Raw genomic sequence first — 4,680 nt, 5'->3', positions numbered from 1 at the left:
CAGACCGTCTACAGCCACGAGCTAGGTTCGGCGGCGGCGCCTACAGCGGGACTGCACTTCACCGAGGAGCTTATGGACAGAATACGCTCAAAGGGCGTGAATATCGCCTATGTCACGCTTCATGTAGGTCTCGGCACCTTCCGTCCCGTCAAGGTTGACGACGTTACCAACCACAAGATGCACAGCGAGCACTACGAGATCCCCGCAGAAACTGCGGAGCTTATCCGCAGGACAAAGGAAAACGGCGGACGCGTCATAGCCGTAGGCACCACCTCGTGCCGCACTCTCGAGAGCGTGGCGACTCAGTTCGGCGGGATAAAGGCCTGCGAGGGGTTTACTGATATTTTCATTTATCCCGGATACGAGTTCAAGGTGCTCGACGGGCTTATCACCAACTTCCACCTGCCTGAAAGCACCCTGATCATGCTTGTATCGGCGTTTGCGGGCTATGATAATATTATGAACGCATATGAAACCGCGGTAAAGGAAAGGTACAGATTCTTTTCGTTTGGGGATTGCATGGCAATTCTATGATTTGTCTATCATTTTAATAGAGATATATTGACATTTTATATGATTTTGCGTATAATATAAATGAAAGGTGGTATTGCTATGGCTCAGACAAATGTAAATATCAGAATGGACGAAAGCACCAAAAAAGCTTTTGACGCTTTTTGCAGCGAGATCGGTTTATCCGTGAGCTCTGTGTTCAATATGTTCGCGAAAACGGTAGTGAGGGAACAAAGGATTCCGTTTGAGATTACTACCGATGTTCCTAACAAGGAAACAAGAGAAGCTATCGCCGAAGTTCAGAAAATGAAAAAAAATCCGACCATTGGAAAAGCATATGACAATATCGACACTATGTTTGAGGAGTTACTCGCATGAAATACCGCGCAAAACCTACCACTCGTTTTCAAAAGGATTTGAAGCGGGTACAAAAGCGCGGATACGATATTGACAAGCTGAAAACAGTTATCCGCATGTTAGCAGAGGGCGAAACTCTCGCTTCAAAATATAAAGACCACCCCCTGACAGGTGATTTTTCCGGCTGTCGTGAATGTCATATTGAGCCTGATTGGTTATTGGTATATGAAATCTATGAGGATGAATTAATTCTTTATTTGACCCGAACCGGCACCCACAGCGACTTATTCTGAGCGGCGTATGCTTTGCGCCGCTTTTATCCTGCGTTATTCATCTTATTTTTTCCGGAGGAAATATGTATAAATTAATTAAAACCGAAGGTACGGCTAGACGTGGTGAGTTTGTCACCCCTCACGGAGTGATTCAGACTCCCGCGTTTATGAACGTCGCGACCTGCGGAGCTATCAAGGGCGCGGTTTCGGCGCTCGATCTGAAAAATATAAAATGTCAGGTTCAGCTCTGCAACACCTATCACCTTCACCTGCGCCCCGGCGACGATAAGGTCAGACAGCTCGGCGGACTGCATAAATTCACGCGCTGGGACGGCCCCATTCTCACCGACAGCGGCGGCTTTCAGGTGTTTTCTCTCGCTCAGCTGCGGGATATCAGGGAGGAAGGCGTAAATTTCCACTCGCATATCGACGGGCGGAAGATATTCATGGGTCCCGAGGAAAGTATGACTATTCAATCAAACCTCGGCTCTACTATCGCGATGGCTTTTGACGAGTGTGTTGAGAATCCGTCGCCGTATGAGTACACACGCGACAGCGTGGCGAGAACTACCCGCTGGCTTAAGCGCTGCGTTGCAAAAATGAACGAGCTCAATCAGACTGAGGGCACTATCAATCCGCAGCAGATGCTCTTCGGCATTAATCAGGGCGGAACATACCACGATCTGCGGATCAGTCACATGAAGGAAATCGCGGAGCTTGAGCTCGACGGTTACGCTATCGGCGGTCTTGCGGTCGGCGAGCCTACCGAGGTCATGTATGAGATAATCGAGGCTGTCGAGCCATTTGCTCCGAAAAATAAAATACGATATCTTATGGGCGTCGGCACACCCGTGAATATTCTTGAGGCGGTGTACCGCGGCATAGACCTCTTTGACTGCGTCATGCCCAGCCGCAACGCAAGACACGGTCAGCTCTTTACTTGGGACGGAGTGCGCAACCTCAACAACGCGAAATACGAGCTCGACGACAGCCCTGTCGACCCGCACTGCGACTGTCCTACCTGCCGCAGCTTCTCGCGGGCGTATATCAGGCACCTTCTCAAGAGCGGCGAAATGCTCGGAATGCGCCTCGCCGTGATGCATAATCTGTATTTTTACAACAACCTGATGGAAATCATCCGCTCTGAGCTGGACAAGGGCACTTTTACCGCCTTCTACGAAAAATACAGAAGTATTCTCGGCGTGAGAATTTAAAAAAATTTCAAAAATGGCTTGCATTCTATTTCAATTGCTGTTATAATCAACTTATTGTGTTGAAAGGAATGAAGTTTTATGTTTATGTATTCAGCAGCTGACGCACAGCAGGCAGGCGGCATTTTCGGCGGCAACAGCATGTGGGTCATGATTTTAATCTACGCGGCAGTCATCGCAGGTATCTATTTCTTCTTGATCAGACCTAACTCAAAGAAGAAAAAAGAAGAAGCTCAGATGAGAAATTCCCTCGAAATCGGTGACGAAATCACAACGATCGGCGGTATCATGGGCAGAGTCGTTGCTATCAAGGACGACGAGGACGCTATCATCATCGAGACAGGCTCCGACAGAGTAAAAATGAAGTTCAAAAAATGGTGCATCTCCACCGTTGATACCGTAAAGGAAAATCAGCAGACAGCAGCAACCGAAAAGAAGGGCTTCAGCTTCTTCAAAAAGAAGAAGGAAGACGACACAAAAGAATAATTTTTCACTTCCCCGAATATCATTTAGCAGATGATATTCGGGGTGGTTTTTATGTCTGACAAAAAGAAGCTGATAAAATCCGTTTTCATAGGCAGTCTCAGCGGCGTGCTCGGCTGCGTGATTCTGATGTGCGTATTCGCGGTCATTATGCTGACCTCGGGCTTGCTCGGTTCCGGGCTGACCGAATACATCATGATCGCCGTCGCCGCTCTGGGCGCTCTCGCCGGAGGCTTTGTTTCCGCAAAGCTCAACCGAGGAGCCGGTCTGGTTGTCGGAGCGATTACGGGCGGTGTGATGTTTATTCTGATAACAATAGCGGGACTGTCAAAGGGCTCAGAGTCCGTCACCGCTCTGACGGGGATCCGCGCCGCGGCTGTCATTCTCGGCGGAATCGCGGGCGGCATCTGCGGAGTAAAAGAGAAAAAGGCTTTTTAATAAAAAAACGCGGCAGCCGGTCACTCAGATGCTTGAGTCCCGGCTGCCGCAAAAAATCATATGAATTATTACTAATCCTTACAAATTGGAAATAACAGTGGAAAAATAAATAAATATATGTTATAATACAATAGAATATAGATTATAATTCGAATAAAGAAAAAATATGAAAAGGAGTTAGTAAAATGGCAAAAATCAAACTGCCCGCGGCATTGAGCGAGTGGAAGGTTCTCTCTCTTGTCTCGGACACCGATGAAGGCGAAATTTACAGTCTCGTTAACAAAAGCGACGACAAGGTAAAGGCTAACCTGGCATACTACGAGTTTGCCGATGAGCTCTATAACGATGAAGATATCGATTTTATCAAGGACGAAGCTGACTTTGTCAACAAGGTGAGGGCTCTCGGCGATATCACAAACTACATTGACGTTTGCGTCGAGGACAACCCCGACAAAAAACAGCTGAAGCTGTATATCGTCACTGACAGCAGCACTCCCCTCTCGGACAAGCTCAAGGATAAGGAATTCAGCGAGGAAGAAGTCGTTGACTTCGGCATAGGAATGAGCGAGATCCTTGAAAAGCTCGAGGCGAACAATATTTATCACGGCGACATCAAGCCCTCGAACATCTACATCTCTGCCGACGGAAAATACAAGCTCGGCGGCTTTATGGACGCGGAAAGCCTTGACGACGACATTCTTTACCTCGCTCCCGAAATCAACAACGGCGAACAGGCAGACTTTACTACCGACATCTATTCAATCGGACTGCTGATGTACGGCATGTGCAACGGCGGCAAGCTGCCCTTCGAAAACGAGGGTCTTTCGCCCGAAAAAGCGGCGGAAAAACGTCTGGACGGCGAGAATGTTCCGCCTACGGCAAACGGAAGCCAGAAGCTCAAGAGCGTTATCCACATCGCCTGCCAGCCCGAAAACAAAAACCGCTGGAAAAACGCGGGCAATATCAAAAACGCTCTGCTCTCAATAAAAAATGAGTCTGAGGCGCAGCCTGAGGTGATCGTACCCGAAAGCACAGATTTTGAGGGTAATATTTTTGAGCAGCAGGCAAAGAATAATAACGGAGAAACCAAGGTTATTCCCGTAGTCGCTCCGATTCCCTCAGTTAACGCCGCCGACGCGGCAAAGCCCGAAAAAACCGCCGCTGACGCAGGCGAGACGGCTGAAAAGCCCGGCGAGGCCGAAAACATCAAGCCCTCGTATCAGGAGCCTGAAATCGACAACAGAGTTTTTGACGACTACAAGAACCAGACAAAGGTATTCTCGATCGACCAGCCCTCCGGCGCAAAGGAAAAGGATTACGGCTCCTACTTTGACGATTACGAGGACGTAAAGCCCTCGGCAAGGAGCGTCGCTATCCAGGACTTTGACCCGTTCGCCGCCGTCACCGAA

The 4,680-nt window shown here is 48.7% G+C and carries 7 protein-coding genes; all 7 read left to right on the top strand.

Translation table 11 applies throughout. The annotated features are described in order from the left end of the window. The coding region (queA, locus tag KQI64_RS09880) for a tRNA preQ1(34) S-adenosylmethionine ribosyltransferase-isomerase QueA (RefSeq protein ID WP_216524596.1) at nt 1-534 on the top strand (534 nt) is incomplete at its 5' end. Between the two features lie 78 nt (nt 535-612). Then, on the top strand, nt 613-888 hold the full coding sequence (locus KQI64_RS09875) for a type II toxin-antitoxin system RelB/DinJ family antitoxin (protein WP_216524595.1): 276 nt from the start codon (nt 613-615) through the stop codon (nt 886-888). After that, nucleotides 885-1,160 carry a type II toxin-antitoxin system YafQ family toxin gene (locus tag KQI64_RS09870; RefSeq protein WP_216524594.1) on the top strand — a complete coding sequence of 92 codons (276 nt, stop codon included), beginning with the start codon at nt 885-887 and terminating at the stop codon, nt 1,158-1,160. The genes KQI64_RS09875 and KQI64_RS09870 overlap by 4 nt, the downstream gene beginning before the upstream one ends. 62 nt (nt 1,161-1,222) lie before the next feature. Continuing rightward, nucleotides 1,223-2,353, top strand: coding sequence for a tRNA guanosine(34) transglycosylase Tgt (gene tgt / locus KQI64_RS09865; protein WP_216524593.1), 1,131 nt, complete (start codon nt 1,223-1,225; stop codon nt 2,351-2,353). A 78-nt stretch (nt 2,354-2,431) separates the two neighbouring features. Continuing rightward, the gene (gene yajC / locus KQI64_RS09860; protein WP_253289264.1) at nt 2,432-2,836 is read left to right on the top strand and encodes a preprotein translocase subunit YajC; all 405 of its coding nucleotides are present in this window, start codon (nt 2,432-2,434) and stop codon (nt 2,834-2,836) included. 51 nt (nt 2,837-2,887) lie between these two features. Next, nucleotides 2,888-3,271 carry a TIGR04086 family membrane protein gene (locus tag KQI64_RS09855; protein ID WP_216524592.1) on the top strand — a complete coding sequence of 128 codons (384 nt, stop codon included), beginning with the start codon at nt 2,888-2,890 and terminating at the stop codon, nt 3,269-3,271. 185 nt (nt 3,272-3,456) lie between these two features. Next, a partial coding sequence (locus KQI64_RS09850) for a protein kinase domain-containing protein (RefSeq protein WP_216524591.1) occupies nt 3,457-4,680 on the top strand: 1,224 nt, incomplete at its 3' end.

It is taken from the genome of Lachnoclostridium sp. MSJ-17 (assembly GCF_018918205.1).
GTDB lineage: Bacteria > Bacillota > Clostridia > Oscillospirales > Acutalibacteraceae > Ruminococcoides.
The sequence above is the reverse complement of the archived record's forward strand: the minus strand, read 5'-3'. Positions and strand labels throughout refer to the sequence as shown.

What these genes read in the sequence shown, in the direction of transcription:
- KQI64_RS09875 (WP_216524595.1), top strand. Translation starts at nt 613, where the DNA reads ATGGCTCAGACAAATGTAAATATCAGAATGGACGAAAGCACCAAAAAA.
- KQI64_RS09870 (WP_216524594.1), top strand. Translation starts at nt 885, where the DNA reads ATGAAATACCGCGCAAAACCTACCACTCGTTTTCAAAAGGATTTGAAG.
- tgt (WP_216524593.1), top strand. Translation starts at nt 1,223, where the DNA reads ATGTATAAATTAATTAAAACCGAAGGTACGGCTAGACGTGGTGAGTTT.
- yajC (WP_253289264.1), top strand. Translation starts at nt 2,432, where the DNA reads ATGTTTATGTATTCAGCAGCTGACGCACAGCAGGCAGGCGGCATTTTC.
- KQI64_RS09855 (WP_216524592.1), top strand. Translation starts at nt 2,888, where the DNA reads ATGTCTGACAAAAAGAAGCTGATAAAATCCGTTTTCATAGGCAGTCTC.